The organism is Enhygromyxa salina (genome assembly GCF_002994615.1).
In the GTDB taxonomy this organism is placed as follows: domain Bacteria; phylum Myxococcota_A; class Polyangia; order Nannocystales; family Nannocystaceae; genus Plesiocystis; species Plesiocystis salina_A.
This window is the reverse complement of sequence record NZ_PVNK01000260.1, coordinates 1-15,678: the sequence shown is the minus strand read 5'-3', so window position 1 is coordinate 15,678 and position 15,678 is coordinate 1. Positions and strand designations below refer to the sequence as shown.

General features: G+C 67.1%; 14 protein-coding genes. 8 read left to right on the top strand and 6 right to left on the bottom strand.

Translation table 11 applies throughout. The annotated features are described in order from the left end of the window. Positions 1 to 65 precede the first annotated feature (65 nt). The 5 genes from ENSA5_RS29730 (at position 66) to ENSA5_RS29715 (ending at position 6,194) form a co-directional block, all read left to right on the top strand. Positions 66 to 1,718 (top strand): TolC family protein, encoded by a 1,653-nt coding sequence (locus tag ENSA5_RS29730; RefSeq protein ID WP_181198290.1) that lies wholly within the window; start codon positions 66 to 68, stop codon positions 1,716 to 1,718. Between the two features lie 78 nt (positions 1,719 to 1,796). Next, on the top strand, positions 1,797 to 2,843 hold the full coding sequence (locus tag ENSA5_RS36510) for a hypothetical protein (RefSeq protein WP_181198289.1): 1,047 nt from the start codon (positions 1,797 to 1,799) through the stop codon (positions 2,841 to 2,843). Between the two features lie 106 nt (positions 2,844 to 2,949). Beyond that, positions 2,950 to 4,185, top strand: a complete 1,236-nt coding sequence (locus tag ENSA5_RS29725) for a ferredoxin--NADP reductase (RefSeq protein WP_106395093.1) — start codon at positions 2,950 to 2,952, stop codon at positions 4,183 to 4,185. A gap of 1 nt (position 4,186) precedes the next feature. Then, the gene (locus ENSA5_RS29720) at positions 4,187 to 4,930 is read left to right on the top strand and encodes a MerR family transcriptional regulator (RefSeq protein ID WP_106395092.1); all 744 of its coding nucleotides are present in this window, start codon (positions 4,187 to 4,189) and stop codon (positions 4,928 to 4,930) included. A gap of 67 nt (positions 4,931 to 4,997) precedes the next feature. Further along, a complete protein-coding gene (locus ENSA5_RS29715) occupies positions 4,998 to 6,194 on the top strand; it encodes a ferritin-like domain-containing protein (protein WP_258183052.1) in 1,197 nt (398 codons plus the stop codon). 16 nt (positions 6,195 to 6,210) lie between these two features. On the opposite strand, the gene ENSA5_RS29710 is transcribed toward ENSA5_RS29715, so the two are convergent. The 4 genes from ENSA5_RS29710 to ENSA5_RS29695 all read right to left on the bottom strand — a co-directional run bounded on the left by ENSA5_RS29710 (position 6,211) and on the right by ENSA5_RS29695 (position 8,410). Then, positions 6,211 to 6,471 (bottom strand): hypothetical protein, encoded by a 261-nt coding sequence (locus ENSA5_RS29710; protein WP_106395091.1) that lies wholly within the window; start codon positions 6,469 to 6,471, stop codon positions 6,211 to 6,213. A 147-nt stretch (positions 6,472 to 6,618) separates the two neighbouring features. After that, positions 6,619 to 7,482 (bottom strand): PAS domain-containing protein, encoded by an 864-nt coding sequence (locus tag ENSA5_RS29705; RefSeq protein ID WP_106395090.1) that lies wholly within the window; start codon positions 7,480 to 7,482, stop codon positions 6,619 to 6,621. Further along, a complete protein-coding gene (locus ENSA5_RS29700; protein WP_106395089.1) occupies positions 7,479 to 7,922 on the bottom strand; it encodes an STAS domain-containing protein in 444 nt (147 codons plus the stop codon). Before ENSA5_RS29700 ends, ENSA5_RS29705 begins: the two co-directional genes overlap by 4 nt. Further along, a complete protein-coding gene (locus ENSA5_RS29695; protein WP_106395088.1) occupies positions 7,901 to 8,410 on the bottom strand; it encodes an ATP-binding protein in 510 nt (169 codons plus the stop codon). The genes ENSA5_RS29700 and ENSA5_RS29695 overlap by 22 nt, the downstream gene beginning before the upstream one ends. 439 nt (positions 8,411 to 8,849) lie before the next feature. Between ENSA5_RS29695 and ENSA5_RS29690 the strand changes: the two genes are divergently transcribed. Both ENSA5_RS29690 and ENSA5_RS29685 read left to right on the top strand, forming a co-directional pair. Next, positions 8,850 to 9,353, top strand: a complete 504-nt coding sequence (locus ENSA5_RS29690; protein ID WP_106395087.1) for a hypothetical protein — start codon at positions 8,850 to 8,852, stop codon at positions 9,351 to 9,353. 12 nt (positions 9,354 to 9,365) lie between these two features. Beyond that, entirely contained in the window at positions 9,366 to 10,241 is an 876-nt protein-coding gene (locus ENSA5_RS29685; protein WP_106395086.1) for an STAS domain-containing protein, read from the top strand. A 142-nt stretch (positions 10,242 to 10,383) separates the two neighbouring features. On the opposite strand, the gene ENSA5_RS29680 is transcribed toward ENSA5_RS29685, so the two are convergent. Then, on the bottom strand, positions 10,384 to 13,140 hold the full coding sequence (locus ENSA5_RS29680) for a hypothetical protein (protein ID WP_181198288.1): 2,757 nt from the start codon (positions 13,138 to 13,140) through the stop codon (positions 10,384 to 10,386). A 388-nt stretch (positions 13,141 to 13,528) separates the two neighbouring features. Beyond that, complete coding sequence (locus ENSA5_RS29675) at positions 13,529 to 14,809, bottom strand: DUF4215 domain-containing protein (RefSeq protein WP_106395085.1); 1,281 nt, start codon at positions 14,807 to 14,809, stop codon at positions 13,529 to 13,531. A gap of 417 nt (positions 14,810 to 15,226) precedes the next feature. Between ENSA5_RS29675 and ENSA5_RS29670 the strand changes: the two genes are divergently transcribed. Further along, on the top strand, positions 15,227 to 15,678 hold a 452-nt coding region (locus tag ENSA5_RS29670), incomplete at its 3' end, for a hypothetical protein (protein ID WP_146156247.1).

Below are 15,678 nucleotides of genomic sequence, written 5' to 3'. Positions count from 1 at the left end.
CGCCCGGAGCCGGCACCGGTCTTGCCCTTCGCACTTCAACCACCCTGGAGACTATGGAGCTTGTGATGAATCGTTCGCGTGGACTGCTGATCCTGCTCGCCTCTGCGACCTCGGTCGCGACCTCGAGTGTGAGCGCGAGCCCGGCCTCGGCCGCGCCCCCGACCGGTGGTCCGGCTCAGGTCGCGCTGGCCGTCAGCCCGCCGCCGAGCGCCGAGCCTCCCGCAGCTGCGCCCCCGAGCGACGGCCCCGGCCCGGTCGAGGGCCCCGCGCCCGAGGTCGCCGAGTTCGATGATCCGATCGTCGCCGCGCTCCAGCCCGTGTCGGGCGGGCTGACGTCCAAAGACGTCGCCGAGCGCAGCGTCGCCCGCTCGCCGATGCTCGCCGCCAAGCAGGCCGAGGTCGAGGCCGCCGAGGCCCAGCTCGACCAGACCCTGTATCAGTTCATCCCGCGGGTCGAGGCCAGCGCCAGCTACGTGCGCCTCTCGCAGGCGCAGCTCAACTTCGACACCGGCGGCGAGGGCTTCATCGTCGGCGCGCAGAACGAGGGCATCCTCGGCTACGGCCCCTGCGGAGACATCCCGCTGCTCAATTGTGTCGTCGATCAGGAGGGCGAGCCGGTCGCCGCGGTGCCCCTCGAGTTCGACATCGAGGATCCGCCGCTCAACGGGATCACCTTGCAGGCTCAGCTCGGCGTGCCGATCTCCGACTACATCGCCCGGCTGCCGACGGCCAAGAAAGCCGGCAAGGCCCAGATCCGCGCGGCCGAGTACGCCGCCAAGGCCGAGGAGCTGACGACCCAAAAAGACGCGCGCCTGGCCTACTACGACTGGGTCCGGGCGGTAGCGAGCAAGGTCGCCCTGCAAGAGTCGCTCGAGCGGACCGAGGCCCGCCTGCTCGACGCCGAGGCCGGGTTCGAGGCCGGGGTCGCGTCCAAGGCCGACGTCATGCGCCTCGACGCCGCGGTCGCGACCTTGACCGCGGCCACGATCCGGGCCGAGAACTTTCAGATCCTCGCCGAGCAGGCCCTCGCGATTCAGATGGGCGACGACAAGTTCGAGCGCTACCAGATCGGCGAAGATCTGTTCACGGCCAAGGCCCCGCTCGCGGACGTCGACGATCTGCCCACGATGATCCAAGAGAGTGAAGATCAGCGCTACGAGATGCGCGCGTTCGCGGCCAGCACCGAGTCGCTCGACTACGCGATCAAGACCACCCGGGCCGGCTACTACCCCCGGCTCGACGGCTTCGCCGAGGCCACCTACGCCAACCCCAACCAGCGCTTCTTCCCGCTCGAGCCGGTCTTCAACGGCTCGTGGAGCGCGGGCGTCTCGCTGACCTTCGTCATGAACGAAGCGATCAACGCCTCGGCCAAGGTCAAGGAGCTCGAGGCCAACCAGCGCGGCCTCGACGCCCAGCGCGAGGCGCTTCGTCGCGGGCTCGCGATCGAGGTCGCGTCGGCCCACGCCGAGCGCCAGAGCGTGCTCGCCGAGCTCGAGTACATCGAGCGCGCCAACGAGTCGGCCGCCGAGGGCTACCGGGTGGCCGTCGATCTCTACCAGGTCGGCGACGCGACCACGACGGATATCCTCGACGCCGAGTACGAGCGGGTCGACGCGACCTTGCGCAATATCAACGCGAAGATTGACCTGATCATCGCGGACATCAAGCTGATGTATGCGATCGGTCGGCTCGAGCCGGTCGGCGCGTCGGAGGGGTAGCTGAGCGTCGCCGGGCGCTCGCTCGCCCAGGGAGCATCGCTTGCTCGGGCCGGAGCTCATGTGCGACGGTGAGTCGCCATGAAGCTGCCTCCCTCGATGCGACTGCTTGTGCTTCCGCTCGCCCTGGCCTGCCACGACGATGGCGAGACGGGCGACGCCTCGAGCGGGTTTGGCGGCACCGAGCAAGGTGAGGGCGTCGGCGACAGCGACAGTGACAGCGAGAGCTCGGGGGACGGCGACGGCGACGGCGACCCCGCCTGCATACCGGGGGAGCTGAACTGCGAATGCAACGGCGGCCTGTGTCTCGGCGACCTCGAGTGCGTCGACAATACTTGCGTGCAGAGCTGCATCCCCGGGGAGCTCGGGTGTGAGTGCAACGCGGGGCTGTGCCTCGGTGACTTCGAGTGTGTCGAGGGTGTGTGCGTCGAGGACGACTGCAGCCCGGGGGAGCTCGGGTGTGAGTGCAACGGCGGGCAGTGCCTCGGTGACCTCGAATGTGTCGATGGCCTGTGTGCGGAGCGCGGTGGGGGCGAGGTTGACTGTGCGCAAGTCGATGTGTGGTCGCCGCCCAATTTGGTCGCGCAAAATTATCAGTATGATCACCCCTATGCCGGTGGCAATCAGGTGGCCATGCCCGGCGTCAACGGTTTTGGCGGGCCGTTTTTGCACCCTGACAACACCACGAAGCAGATTATCAATAGTATAGACCCGGAACAGCAATATATAGTGTTGAGCAATGTTCAGGTTCCTGAGTCTGACTTTGACATTAAGTTTTCGTTCACGAGCTCGCCAGGCTATGGCGAGCAGGGGGCAACGACCTTCTCCATGAGCGAGTGTCCGGGCGACTTCAATCCGGCAACAGCGCAATGTGTGGGTGTGATAGTTGCGAATAACGTTCTCCTGAGTAACCGTGAGGCCGTCATGAATTCAGCTTATGGTGACGCTCCTAATTTTTGCGCCCTGGAAAAAGGTAAAGCTTATTACTTGAATTTCGTCTTCGCTCAGCCCTATGACGGAACCAGCTTCAATGGTCAAATTGCAGGAATTGGCGAAGAGTGTAACGCGGCCTTTTTTGGTAAGTGTGCCATCTTCTGGGGTGAAAAAGCGTGGGATCCCGGCTTGTGAACTCGAGATGCTGAGCCTGGGCGGGCTGCGTGGGTTGCGTGGGCTGGGCGGGTCCAGTGTAGAGTAGAACTTTACACTCCCCTGGAACCACGCCACACTGTCGATCGTGGCCGCCGCGTCAGCCAAATCGACCGCCCCCCGACGTCGCTTCAAGCTCGTCCCCCGCGTCCTCGAGCCCCGCGTCGGCCAGCTCCGCCGGGACCTGCGTGTCGTCCTCGCCAACCTCCGCGGCGAGCGAGCGCCCGCGTGGCTGGCTCGCGACGGCTCGCGCTACGCGGGCGCCCCCGCCGGCCTCGCAACCCGCGAGCTCGAGATCAGCGAGGTCATCCGCGAGACCGCCGACGCGGTGAGCCTGGTCCTGCGCGACCCCAGCGGCGCCTCGTTGCCGCCGATCCGGCCCGGCCAGTTCTTCACGCTGCTCGTCGAGCTCGACGGCGAGACCCTGCGCCGGGCCTACTCGGTCAGCTCCGACTGCTCGATTCGCGACCGCTTCAGCGTCACGATCAAGCGCGTCCCCGATGGCCGCGTGTCCACCTATCTCAACGATCACGCGGCTCCAGGCATGCGCCTGCGCGCGCTCGGCCCCTCCGGCGAGTTCGCCCGCGAGCCCGCGCGCAAGCTCGTCCTGATCGCGGGCGGCAGCGGGGTCACGCCGATGATGGCGCTGCTGCGCACGCTGCTCACGCGCGAGCCCCAACGCGAGCTCGCCCTGATCTACGCCAACCGCAGCCAGGCCGACGTGATCTTCGCCGACGCGCTGGCGCGGCTCGCCGTCGAGCACGGCCCGCGCCTGGCGGTCCTCCACGCGCTCGAGCAGCCGCCTCCGAGCTGGTCGGGCGCCGTCGGACGCTGCACGGGGCCGACGCTCGCGGGCATGCTCGACGACACCCCGCTCGCGTCCGACCCCGACAGCGAGTTTCTGCTCTGCGGCCCGACCCCGATGATGGACGGCGCCCGCGAGCTGCTCGGCGCCCGCGGGGTCGCAGCGGCCCGGATCCACAGCGAGAGCTTCCTGGCGCCGCAGCTCCAGGCCAAGGCCGCCGCCAAGGTCCGCGCCCCGCAGGCGGTCACGATCGTGACCGCGCAGCGCGAGGTCGGCGTCGTCGTCCAACCGGGCCAGACCCTGCTCGAGGCCGGCCTCGCCGCGGGCCTCGACATGCCCTACTCATGCGCCATGGGGGGCTGCGCCGCGTGCAAGGTCGAGCTCGAGCGCGGCGAGGTCATCATGCGCGAGCCCAACTGCCTCGGCCCGACCGAGCGCGAGGCCGGCCAGGTCCTCGCCTGCGTCGCCTGCCCCAGCGCCCCGTGTCGAGTACGCGTGCGCGAGCGGGGGGAGGCCTGAGGTGCCGCGCGCGAGCTCCCGCAAGCCCGCGGTCGACCGTCAGCGCTGGCCCTACCGCATGAAAGATCTGTGCGAGCACACCGGCCTCGATCGCCAGACCGTCCACTTCTACATCGCCAAGGGCCTGATGCCCGAGGGGCACAAGACCAAGGCCAACATGGCCTACTACGGCGAAGAGCACCTCGAGCGCCTGCGCCTGGTGCTCGAGCTCAAGAACGAGCGCTTCTTGCCCCTCGATGCGATCCGGGCGGTCCTCGACGGTGAGGACGAGGAGTTCAGCCCCGAGCAGCGCGCGCTCTTGGTCGAGGTCAAAGAGCGCGTCGCCGACGTGCTCTCGGCCAGCCGCGAGTCCGGCAGCACGGTCCCGATCGCCCCGCTCCTGCGCAAGCATGGCCTCGATCGCGGCGAGCTGCGGGCGCTCGAGGGCCTCGGCCTGCTCGGGACCGTCAAGATCCGCGGCGCCCTGCATGTGCCCCAAGATGACGTGTGGGTCATCGAGCTGTGGGCCGGCCTGCGCGAGGCCGGGTTCACCCGCGAGCTCGGCTTCGACGTCCAAGATTTGGCCAACTACGTGGGCGCGCTCGACGAGCTGTTCGAGCGCGAGCTTCGCGAGCTGACGCCGCGCCTGGCCACGCTCCCGGCCGACCAGGTCGTCGAGCTGTTTCGCCGGGGGCTGCCGCTGATCAACAGCTTCTTGGTTCGCTATCACCAGGCCAAGGCGCGCGCCTTTTTCGCGCGGTTCTGATTGCGAGTTGGGGGGCTCTGTCTAGTTCAACTAGACACTCTGCCTGGGGCGTGGCACGCTGGCTACGATGCTGGACAGCGAGCGATTGACCAACCTGTTGCCGACCCGGATGCGCAGCCAGGTCGACAGCTACTTCGAGGCGCTGTCGGTGTTCATGGAGATCCGCGATCCCAAGGTCCTGCGCTCGCTCGCGCCCTCGGGCGTCCGTGGGATGTTGCTCCAGCGCGGCAAGCAGGGCGAGCCAACCAAGATCTCCTGCAACTACGAGGCCCACTTCGATTGGACCTACCCGGCCGATCAACCCGAGATGGCCGAGCTCTACCGCCGCGCCAAGCAGGGCCAATGGGACTCCGACTCGCTGGCCTGGAACACCGACGTCGATCCCTTCGACTACGAAAACCCGCTCCTGCCCGACGACTTCCTCGATCCCCACACCCTCGCGGCCGAGCTCGGGACGACCTTCACCAACAAAGAGCTGGCCGAGTTCCGCTTTTCGCTCGTGTGCTGGCTGCTCAGCCAGTTCCTCCACGGCGAGCAGGGCGCGCTGTTCGCCGCCTGCCAGGTGACCGAGGCCGTGCAGTTCTTCGACGGCAAGCTCTACGGCGCGACCCAGGTCATGGACGAGGGCCGCCACGTCGAGGTCTTCAACCGTTACCTCGATCAGAAGCTCGGCCGCCTCTATCAGATCAACGACAACCTGTTTGTGATCATCGACTCGCTGATGACCGACTCGCGCTGGGACATGAAATTTCTCGGCATGCAGATCATGGTCGAGGGCCTCGCGCTCGGGGCCTTCGGCGTGATCTACAAGGTCACTCGCGAGCCGCTGCTGCGCGCGCTGCTCGAGATGGTCATCCAAGACGAGGCCCGCCACGTCCACTACGGCGTGCTCGCGCTGCGCGAGCACATCACCAAGGAGCTGTCGGAGCGCGAGCGCCAGGAGCGTGAAGACTGGGCGTTCGAGGTCGCGCTGCTGATGCGCAACCGCTTCATGGTCTACGAGGTCTACGAGGAGTGGTTCGAGGGCCTGATGACCCGCGAGCACTGGCGCCGCTTCATCTCCAATGCGCCGGGCATGAAGATGTTTCGCCAGGTCATGTTCTCGCGCCTGGTCCCCAACCTGCGCGCGATCGGGCTGATGAGCGAGCGGATCTTGCCCTACTACGAGAAGGTCGGGCTGCTGCAGTACTTCGACGGCGTCGCGGCCGACGGCCTCACGGCCGAGCAGATGCTGCGCGAGCTCGATGGCGCCGTGCAGTACTGAGCTCGGCGCCGTCGGCTCACAGCTTGGTCGGCGTCTCGACGGCTTCGGCGTGCGGTCGAAGCTGGGCCAGCGCGGCCAGCACCTCGTCGATCGAGGGCAGCGTCGACTCGCCTGGCATGCCCTCTTCGGTCGCGACTTCGACCTGCCGGACGAAGTATTCGAGGTCGCGCAGGCGGTGAAGCTTGGTCTGACGGTCGAGGTGAGGATCTTCGGCGATCTGCCAGGGGTTCGAGTCCGCTGCCAACCGCTCGGTGCCGGGATGTGCCGTTGCGGTCATCGCCCAAGAGTGAAGCACCGCTCGTGGCGTTGCCCACCGGTTCCGTCGGGCAACAATTGCGCTCGCTCAGTTCGCCTGCGCGGGGAGGCCGGGGGACGACGCCAGCATCACGGCCCCAGTATCACGGCCCCAGTATCACGGTCAGGATCACGACTGGCGTGATGACGCGTTGGACAGCTGCGAGAGGCAGGCGCGCAGGGCGTCGCCGAGGTCGCGGTAGACCGGCACGTCGTCGAAATCGAGGTCCATGTCGACGAGGATCTTGGCGGTCCGGGGTCCGATCCCGCACAGCACTCCCTGGCCGCCGATCAAGCGCAGCGAGCGAGTCATGCGGGCGAGGTACTGGGCCGTGTCGGCGCGAAATTCGGCCCCGGTCAGATCGAGCACGGTGAAGCGAACCGCCGTCGCCGCGACCCGCTCGAGCAGGGCGCTGGTCATTCCGGTCGCGCGCTCTTCGTCGACGGCGCCGATGATCGGCAGGCACAAGATGTCCTTCCACACCTGCAAGATCGGCACGCCGAGCGCGCGGATCGTGTCGGTCTGGATTGCAATGAGCTCTTCGTTGCGCAGCCGCTCCCGCTCGCGGAGGTGGCGCTCGGTCACGTCGGTGTGGACCCCGGCCATGCGGGTGGGCTCGCCATCTTCGGTCCACACCGCCTGGCCGCGGGCTTGGATCTCCAGCCAGGACCCGGACTTGGTCCGCATGCGGAAGTCGACGGCGTAGGGCTCGCGCGTTTCGAGGTGGAGGTCGACGGCGGCCTGGACCCGGGCGCGATCTTGGTGGTGGATCAGCTCGAAGTACGCGGCGATCGTGTTGGCGATCTCGTCGTCCGCGTAGCCGAGGACCTGGCTCCAGCGGCACGAGTACACGGCCTCCTTGGTGCGTAGGTCCCAGTCCCAGACACCGTCATTGGCCGCCTCGAGGACGAGGGCGCCGCGGGTCTCGAGGGCGTCGAGGGCAGCTCGAAGTCGCAGGTTCTCGGCCTTCAGGGCCGCGACCTCGTTGCTCACCGCTGATCCTCGCGCGGGCCTCGGCCGAGCGGTGTGCCGAGGAGGAACTCGTCGTCTTCGGCGTCACGCGAGCGACGACTCCGCGTGATGCCCATCTTGCCGAGGGCGTCCTCGAGCGTGGCCACGGTCTCGATCCCGGGGAGCTCGATGCCCATCGCCTCGAGGGTCATGGCGATCTCGGGCTTGATGCCCGAGAGCACGGTGTTGGCGCCCATCATTCGGGCCGCGAGCGCGAGGTTGGCGAGGACCGAGCACAGGTGACTGTCGAGGGTCCAGACGCCCGACAGGTCGACGAGCACGCCGTAGCACTCGTCGGCCTTGATCCGCTCGAGGACCTCGGTCACGAGGTGCTCGGCCTGTTCGTCGCTGACGTCGCCGTGGAGCGGCACGAGCAGGCAGTCCCACAGGGGGATGCAGGTCACCTGGTTGATGTCGTCCATGCTTTTCCTCGTCCTGCGTCGCGGTCTCCGCTGCTGCCCCCGCGGCTCTTGCGGCTCCCGCTCCCCCTGCTCCCCCTGCCGCCGTAGTCGAAGGCGACCCGGACGGTGGTGCCGGCGGGCGCGGTCTGGATGTCGAAACGGTCGGCGAGCTCGCGCGAGCCGAGCAACCCGCGACCGAGCCCGGTCCGGCTGCGGTAGCCGCCGGAGAGGATCTCGTCGAGGTTGGTGATCCCGGGGCCGTCGTCCTCGGCGACCACGATGATCGACTCGGTCAAGGTGTCGACGCGAAATCGGATCCGGCCGCCGCCCGTGTAGCGTGCGATGTTGCGGGCCAGCTCGCTGACCGCGGTGACGATCTTTTGGGCCTGATAGCCGCGGATCTCGACCAGCTTGCAGGTCTCGCGGGCGATCATGCGAGCGTGGTTCAGATCCGACTCTCGCCGGATTGGTACGACGAGCTCGTCATCGCTGTCCTCGGCTAGTCGCATGGCGAGTTCGTCAGCCCATCCCGAGAGAGGCTGCAGAACGCAGTCTACTACAATTTGTCGCGGAAGAAATAAGTGATCGAGAACGCGCCAGGGCGCATAGGTCGCGGTTTAGGGCCTGATCTTCGGATCGTGTGCGAGGCCATCCTCGACAGGCTTCTGCGCGATGCGGAGTTCGCTCAGATCGAGCCCGACACCTGGTGCGACCGCGCCTGGGCGATCTCGCTCCACGGCTGCGAAGTTGCGCCACGAAATCGCCCGCGCTCAAACCCGCGCGGGGATCCCGGTGGTCGATACCGCAACCGCGCAGCTGATGAGCCGGCTGGTCGAGGTGGTCGTGGTCGGGGTGTCACCCGAGAGCGCGCGGATGATTGTGGATCTCGGGATTGTATGGACACTTGGCGACGGATCACGTACTAGTATTTCACTGGGAGTTTTTTGAGTGGATAAGAGGGAGTACAACGGCGCCGCGCTCAACTCGTTCATCCTCGCCCTGGGTCACTCGAAGGGCGTCGTCAACAAGCTGCTCGCCGCGGTTGGCGTCGACCGGATCGATCCTGAACGCTGGTACGACTTCGCTTGGGCGAGCGCGCTATACTACAAGATTGAAGCCGAGCTCGGTCGCGTGGCGGTCATGAAGGTCGGCAGGAAGATGGTCGAGGCCGCCGACTTTCCGCCCAATATCGATGGCATCCAGACGCTGCTGATGAGCCTCGACCACGCCTATCGGCTCAACGCGCGCGGAGCAGGCGTGGGTGAGATCACCTGCGTGCTGGAAGGCGAAGACGGTGCCGTGCTCACTTTTACGCCAAGGTTTCCGTGTGCGCTCCACATGGGGATCGTCGAGGGGTCATGCTCCCGCTACGGCGAGCAAGCGCTGGTCGAGCATGGCGAGGGTTGTATGGACAAGGGCGATTCAGCTTGTACGTATCACGTGAGCTGGTAGAGTCGTCGCGCGATGCCGTTCTCTGGGCTCGAACGCGTACAAGAAGGGCTCGCCGACGCCATCGTCGAGCACCTCACCGGACGTGTAACCAGCGCCTTTTCGCGTATCGGCGAGGAGAGGTGTCGCGGTCACGTCGAGGCGACGCTCGGTGCCCTGGCTGCAGACATCCAGGCGAGCCAGCGCAAGGCGATCCGCAAGGTGGTCCAGGGGCTGATCGAGACCTTGTCGGAGGTCGGGCTGACCTTCTCGGATCTCCGCTTCTTCGCCCAGACCCTGCGCAAAGAGGTCCGCAGCGCGCTCGGGTCCGAGGACGGAGGCGAGGCTCTGCGCGAGGCGGTCGAGGAGTGGTTCTTCGAGTTTGTCCTCGTCTGCACGATGCGTTTCACCGTCAAGCGCGAGACCGAGCTCCAAGAGCGCGCGGTCAAGCACGAGCTCGAGCGCCTCGAGTCGCAGCTGGTCGAGCTCGAGTCGGCTCTCGAAGAGAAGACCGACCTGCTCGAGATGATTCGTCAGGCCTCGACGCCGATCGCTCCGGTCGTCCGCGGGATTCTCGTCGTGCCCCTGGTCGGGACCTTCGACACCTTCCGAGCCGAGCTCCTGACCGAGAAGCTCCTCCACGAGATCGCGCGCCTGCAGACTCGGGCGACGATCATCGACATCTCGGGTGTGCCGGTGTTCGACACCGCGGCGGCGCAGCTCATCATCCGCCTGGCTCGGGCGGTCCGCCTCCTGGGCACCGAGGTCTTCCTCGTCGGCATGTCGCCGAAGACCGCCCGAACCATCGTCGCGCTGGGGGTTGACCTCTCCAACCTCCACACCCTCAGCACGCTCCAAGACGGCCTGGCCAAGGCGCTGGTCCTCCAGCGCATGAAGATCGTCCGAACCTGAGAGCCCCCACGAGCGTCCAGCCCTGCGCGCCCGCGGGGGCCCAAGACAGCCCCCCGACGCCCGCGGGGGTCCTGGACAGCCAGCCCCCTTTCGGGGGCCATGGCAAAGTAGCTGACGCCTGCGAGGTCCTCGACAGCCCCTCTTAGGGCGTGTCCCAGGGGTCGGCCGGATCGCTGTGGGCGATCAGCTCGTCACCGTCGCGGAAGCCGTCGCCGTCGCGGTCGACGCCGAGGCGGAGGCCGGAGCCCGGCGGGGTGCAGGTGAAGGTCAGCGGCGAGGCCTGGGCGAGGAGCAGGACCTGGAAGGCGCCGAGATCTGGGATCGCCGAGAAGCTCGTCGTGTACGCGCCGTCCGTGTAATAGAGCCCGAACTCGACGGCGCCGAGCCGGGTCTTGACGATGAGCTCGCACTCACCCGCGTCGGCGCGGGCCTCGAGCAGGTCGATCCGCGACCAGACGTCGCCGAGGTTGTTCTTGGTGAGGGTGACCTGCTGGCCGACGATCGGCTTGAGGTTCGAGTCCATCGCGTACACGAACTCGGCGACCTTGCGCATCTTGTCGAAGTCCTGGAACCCGTCAGGGGTCAGGGCGAAGGCGTTGAAGAAGCGCATCGGCGTGTCCTTCGAGCCGTCGTGGGTGAAGCCGAACGAGCGGATCTGGTCGCCTTGGTGGCTGGGGTCGTAGAAGGGCAGGCTGGGTTGGTTGAAGAAGACGTCGTTGTCGGGATAGCCGAAGGTGCCGACCTTCGTGTAGAGGTTGCGCAGGTGCGGGACCTTGAAGGTCTGTGAGAACTCGGCCTGGACGAGCTGGCCGTCGCTGCCGAAGAAGCCCGGGCGCTCGACGCCGTACTCCGCGTTGCCCTCGGGGTCGATCACGTGGCAGTCCGCGCAGGTGAAGTCGACGTCGTTGACGAAGTTGTTGAAGGTGAGGTTGTTGTTGAAGAAGTCTTCACCCTCTTGCTGGTCGGCGTTGAGTGAGTTGTCGAGGGCCCGGATCGGGTTGGGCGGGTACACGATCTGGAGCGCAAAGTCGGTGAAGGCCTGCATCTGCGCCACGGGCAGCTCCTGGTCGAGGCCGACGAGGCCCGGGAAGGCGATGTTGAAGGTGTTGAACGCGGCCACCTCGCTGTACGCGCCGTCGTTGGGCTGCGCGGGCGGGCCGAGGTGCTTGCCGTTGCGATCGCCGCGCCAGTGCATCGGCCCGTGGTTGTCGAGCCCGCGCAGGCTCTGGGTCGTCATCGGCCCCTTCATCGGGTGATAGTCGCTGTGGCCGACGCCGAGGTTGTCGAGGACGTTGGCCGGGGTCGAGCTGATGTCACCGTCGGGGTCGCCGAGATCCCAGGCGAGATCGTCCTTGTCGCCGAAGATGTGGCATGAGGCGCAGGACTGATCGCCGTGGCTCGAGGTCAGGGCCGCGTCGTAGAGGAAGCGGCGCCCGGCGATGATCGAGGCCGGCTCGGGGTTGTGCATCGAGAGGTGGTCGACCTCCTCCCGGAGATCGGTGTCGACGATCGAGATCCCGTTGTCGAAGCGGGTCATCACGTAGAGGCGGTCGCGGGCCTCGTCGAGGACCACGCCGGTCGGGCCGCCGCCGCTGACCGGGATCTGATCGGCGACGTCGGGGTAGAACATGTCGTCCTCGAGCTCGGCCGTGTAGTAGATCGCGACCTTGTCGTTGCCGAGCACCGCGGTGTAGAGGACCTCGCCGTCGGAGGAGATCGCCATGCCGAGGGGCTGCGACACGCTGAGCTCGGTCTCGGCGTTGGGGACCGGGGCGCAGCAGGTGCTGTAGTCGACGTGGGGGTTGAGCAGGCGCGGGTGGACGCCGTCGTCGTCGAGCACGGTGATGCGGTTGTCGACGAGGTGGCCGCGGACGGTGGTGTCGGCGAAGATCCCGGGGCCCTCGAAGCGGACGTGGTTGAGGGACTCGGTGTTGGTCACGTAGACCTTCCCGTTGACCGGGTTGACGGCCATGTTGAACAAGGTCGTGCCGACGTGGGCGAAGAAGCCGTCGTCGCCGGGCAGCAGCTCGGGGGTCGCCGCGTTGGCGTCGATCACGAACACGTCCTTGTCGGGCAGGTTGAACTTGATCTTGTCGTCCCAGGTTCGCCCGAGCTCGTCGACCCAGTGGCTCCCGTCGTACTTGACGATCAGGCTCATGTCGGGCTCGGGGGCCCCGCCGTGGTGGACGTTGGGCAGCGGGATGCCGCCGTCGGCCTCACCGGTGTCCGGGATCAGGGCGAGCGGCACGAGCGCGGTCTGGTTGCCCGAGTTCAACGCGGCCGCGTAGACCGTGTCGCCGTCGGGGCCCACGGCCAGCGCTCGTGGTACGTCACTAAACAGGTTGACGATCGACAGCGGCGTGCCGCCCGGTCCGGCGCCGAGGTCGTTCGCGTCGAACACCCAGACGTCGGCTCGACCGACGCTCGGCGTGGTCAGCTGCGGATCGAAGGGCGCGTTCTGGCCCCGGTGCGCGGCGCTGATGAAGGCCCGCGACGAGCCCGGGCCAGCGAACACGATGTCGTTGGGCTCGTCGCCGACGTAGAGGGTCTTCTTGACCCGCGGGGCCAGGCCGCTGACGGCGACGACGCTGACGCTGTCAGACAGGTGGTTGACGACCCAGACCTCGTTGTTTGACCGAACCGCGACCGCGACCGGCTCGAGCCCGACGGGCACCGACGCCCGGTGCTCGAGCCCGCTATCCGTGACCTTGTAGATCTCGAGTCGGTTGTCGGGGGTGTTGACGACGAACAGACGCTTGCCATCGGGCGAGAGGGCGAGGGGGCGCACGTGTCCGCTCTCGAATGCCGTGAACGGAGGTGCAGCCTGTGCTTCACCGGTGGTCGTACCGAAGAGCAAAGCCGCCGTCAGGATCGGGAACAACAGAGCGCGATGTGTCATCGCTCAAAAGGTATCGACAATGGTGTAGTTTTTCTAGCTCGATTTTTTTGAGGGGAGAAGAAGCGGAGTGCGACGAATGCGGAAGCGTAAAAGGGGCGTAATCGCGCCACCGGTATTAGGCATACTGCGTGGCCCGCCCAGGGGTCAGGCCGCGGGGGTTGCCGCGAATGTTCCAAATATCCACACTGAGGACAAAAGCGCCACTGAGGTTAAGGGGACCACTTTGGTCAGTTTTGGCCAGTTGGTGATCTTTTGGACATGTAGTATGGCTTGGCACGCTGGCCGGACCGCGCAGTCGGGATCAATATTGGTACCGATGGTGAGGTCGAGCGTGGGCGCTGCCGCCCCGCGTTTCCTACGCGGATTGTAGATTGCAGACAGCAGACTGCTATTGAAACTTTTCACACACGCTCAGTCGCGTGTAGCTGCTGTTGTCGATGCTGTTCCAATGGGTGCAGTTGTCCACGCCCTGACAGCCGAGGCACGGACCGGTGTAGTAGTTGCTGTTGCCGTCGGAGAAGTGCCAGGCGTTGTCCCCCCCGCCGCAGCTGTCCTCGTCGACGCAGCAGCTGGCCACGCCGCCACACCTGGTCGCGTAGCCGTAGTCGGCGCGGTACTTGGCGGTCACGTCCTCGCAGTAGCCCTGGTTGAGCCACTGATCGTAGGTGATCTCCTCCCAGCCCATGCAGCTGTCGCACCAGTTGGGCCCGGCGTCGCCGGCCCGGCACGAGAACCGGATGCAGCGGCCCGAGTCCGTGAAGCAGCCGAACTCGCCCCAGCAGTCGTCGCCGCACTCGGCGATGCACTCGGCGTCGCAGCCATCGTCGCTGACGTTGTTGCCGTCGTCGCAGGTCTCGAAGCCCTCGTGGACGAAGCCGTCGCCGCAGAAGGCGTCCTGGCAGCTGCCGGGGCACTGATCCGAGTCGTCGAGGTTGCCGTCGTCGCAGCCCTCGACGCCCTCGTGGAGGAAGCCGTCGCCGCAGCTCGCGGGCACGCAGGTGACCGGGAGGCAGGCGTCGGTGTCGATCTCGTTGCCGTCGTCGCACTGCTCGACGCCGGCTTGGGTGTAGCCGTCGCCGCAGTAGGCGAGCTGGCAGGCCGGGCACTCGTCGCTCGTGTCGCGGTTGCCGTCGTCGCACTGCTCGCCCGCTTGCACGACCCCGTCGCCGCAGGTGCCGGGCAGGCACATCGTGTTGCAGCCGTCGGTCTCGTCGTCGTTGCCGTCGTCGCAGTCTTCGACGCCGGTCTGGACGAAGCCGTCGCCGCAGGTCGCGGCGACGCAGCCCTCGACGCACGCGTCGGTGTTGTCGCTGTTGCCGTCGTCGCACTCTTCGAGGCCCTCGTAGACAAAGCCGTCGCCGCAGGTCGCGATCGTGCAGTTTGGCGTGCACTGGCCCGTCTCGGCGTTGTCGGGCCCGAGGTCGCACTCTTCGCCGCTATCGACGACCCCGTCGCCACAGCTGGCGCCGCCCGAGTCGGTGTCGCCGGTCTCCGCCGGATCGCCGTCGCCGTCGCCGTCTGCGTCGCCGTCCCCCGCGGTCTCGCCGCCCGAGGTCGACGAGAGCGTTGCGAAGGTCCCAAACCCGCTGTCGGCGTTGTTGGTGCCCGGGCAGGCCGTCAAAATCAGGGGGCTAGACAGGGCGAGGGCGACCAAGCGAAGGCGAGACATGAGCGGAGGGTATCACGCAGGCCCTGGCCGCTATCGTGACGCTCGGCCTCCGACGCCCACCGCTCGTTGCGTCTGCTCGGTGGCCGTGTCATGTTCCGCGCCGTTCGTGGTCCGGTGCTTCGCTAGCTACACCGAGCTTGCCGCGGGCGACTCCTAACAACCTGTAATCGATGGCTAGCAGCCCGGGGTGCAATGCCTCGCGCCGCCTCGCTTGGCCTTTTCGCCGAGGGCTTTCCGGCGCGAGGCGACACGATGCATTGCACCCCGGGCTGCTAGCATGGCTCCGCCGGGCGCTGCCCGGCGGGGACAATCGAGGCCGAGGTCCTGCACCCCGACAGCGGCGAGCCCCACGTCGGCAACGATCACGACGCGGTCATCATCAACGCGATCGGGGTCGATCCCGAGTCGGGCATCTACGTGCGCGATCGGGCCACGGGCAAGGTCCGCCTCGTCCGCGGCGAGGTCAGCTACCTCGTCGATCCACGCAAGGAGGAGCACGTCGCGCGGCGGGTCTCGGTCAAGGACTGGAACCTGTGGATCGGCGCGACCCAGGCCCACCGCATGACCTGCGCGGAGGTCGAGACGCCGTGGGCGCTGTCGATCTACGTGCCGACCAACCACGCGGCGCTGGTCGCCTCTCGCCACGGCCGCCGGGTGATCGTCGGGCCCGCGAGCGAGCTGCTCGGCTACGACGAGCAGCTCACGGCGCGAGCTGGTCGACGCCGTCATGCTCGACTCGTCCCGGGCCTAGCAGCCCGGGGTGCAATGCCTCGCGCCGCCTCGCTTGGCCTTTTCGCCGAGGGCTTTGTCGCCAAAACTTGCAGTACGCCCGGTACAGCGGCGTTTTGGCTTCGCGCCCTCGGCGAAAA

Excerpts from the sequence above, each read along its gene's own strand:
- ENSA5_RS29730 (WP_181198290.1), top strand. The coding sequence starts at position 66 with ATGAATCGTTCGCGTGGACTGCTGATCCTGCTCGCCTCTGCGACCTCG.
- ENSA5_RS36510 (WP_181198289.1), top strand. The coding sequence starts at position 1,797 with ATGAAGCTGCCTCCCTCGATGCGACTGCTTGTGCTTCCGCTCGCCCTG.
- ENSA5_RS29715 (WP_258183052.1), top strand. The coding sequence starts at position 4,998 with ATGCTGGACAGCGAGCGATTGACCAACCTGTTGCCGACCCGGATGCGC.
- ENSA5_RS29710 (WP_106395091.1), bottom strand. The coding sequence starts at position 6,471 with ATGACCGCAACGGCACATCCCGGCACCGAGCGGTTGGCAGCGGACTCG.
- ENSA5_RS29700 (WP_106395089.1), bottom strand. The coding sequence starts at position 7,922 with ATGGACGACATCAACCAGGTGACCTGCATCCCCCTGTGGGACTGCCTG.
- ENSA5_RS29695 (WP_106395088.1), bottom strand. The coding sequence starts at position 8,410 with ATGCGACTAGCCGAGGACAGCGATGACGAGCTCGTCGTACCAATCCGG.
- ENSA5_RS29685 (WP_106395086.1), top strand. The coding sequence starts at position 9,366 with ATGCCGTTCTCTGGGCTCGAACGCGTACAAGAAGGGCTCGCCGACGCC.
- ENSA5_RS29680 (WP_181198288.1), bottom strand. The coding sequence starts at position 13,140 with ATGACACATCGCGCTCTGTTGTTCCCGATCCTGACGGCGGCTTTGCTC.
- ENSA5_RS29675 (WP_106395085.1), bottom strand. The coding sequence starts at position 14,809 with ATGTCTCGCCTTCGCTTGGTCGCCCTCGCCCTGTCTAGCCCCCTGATT.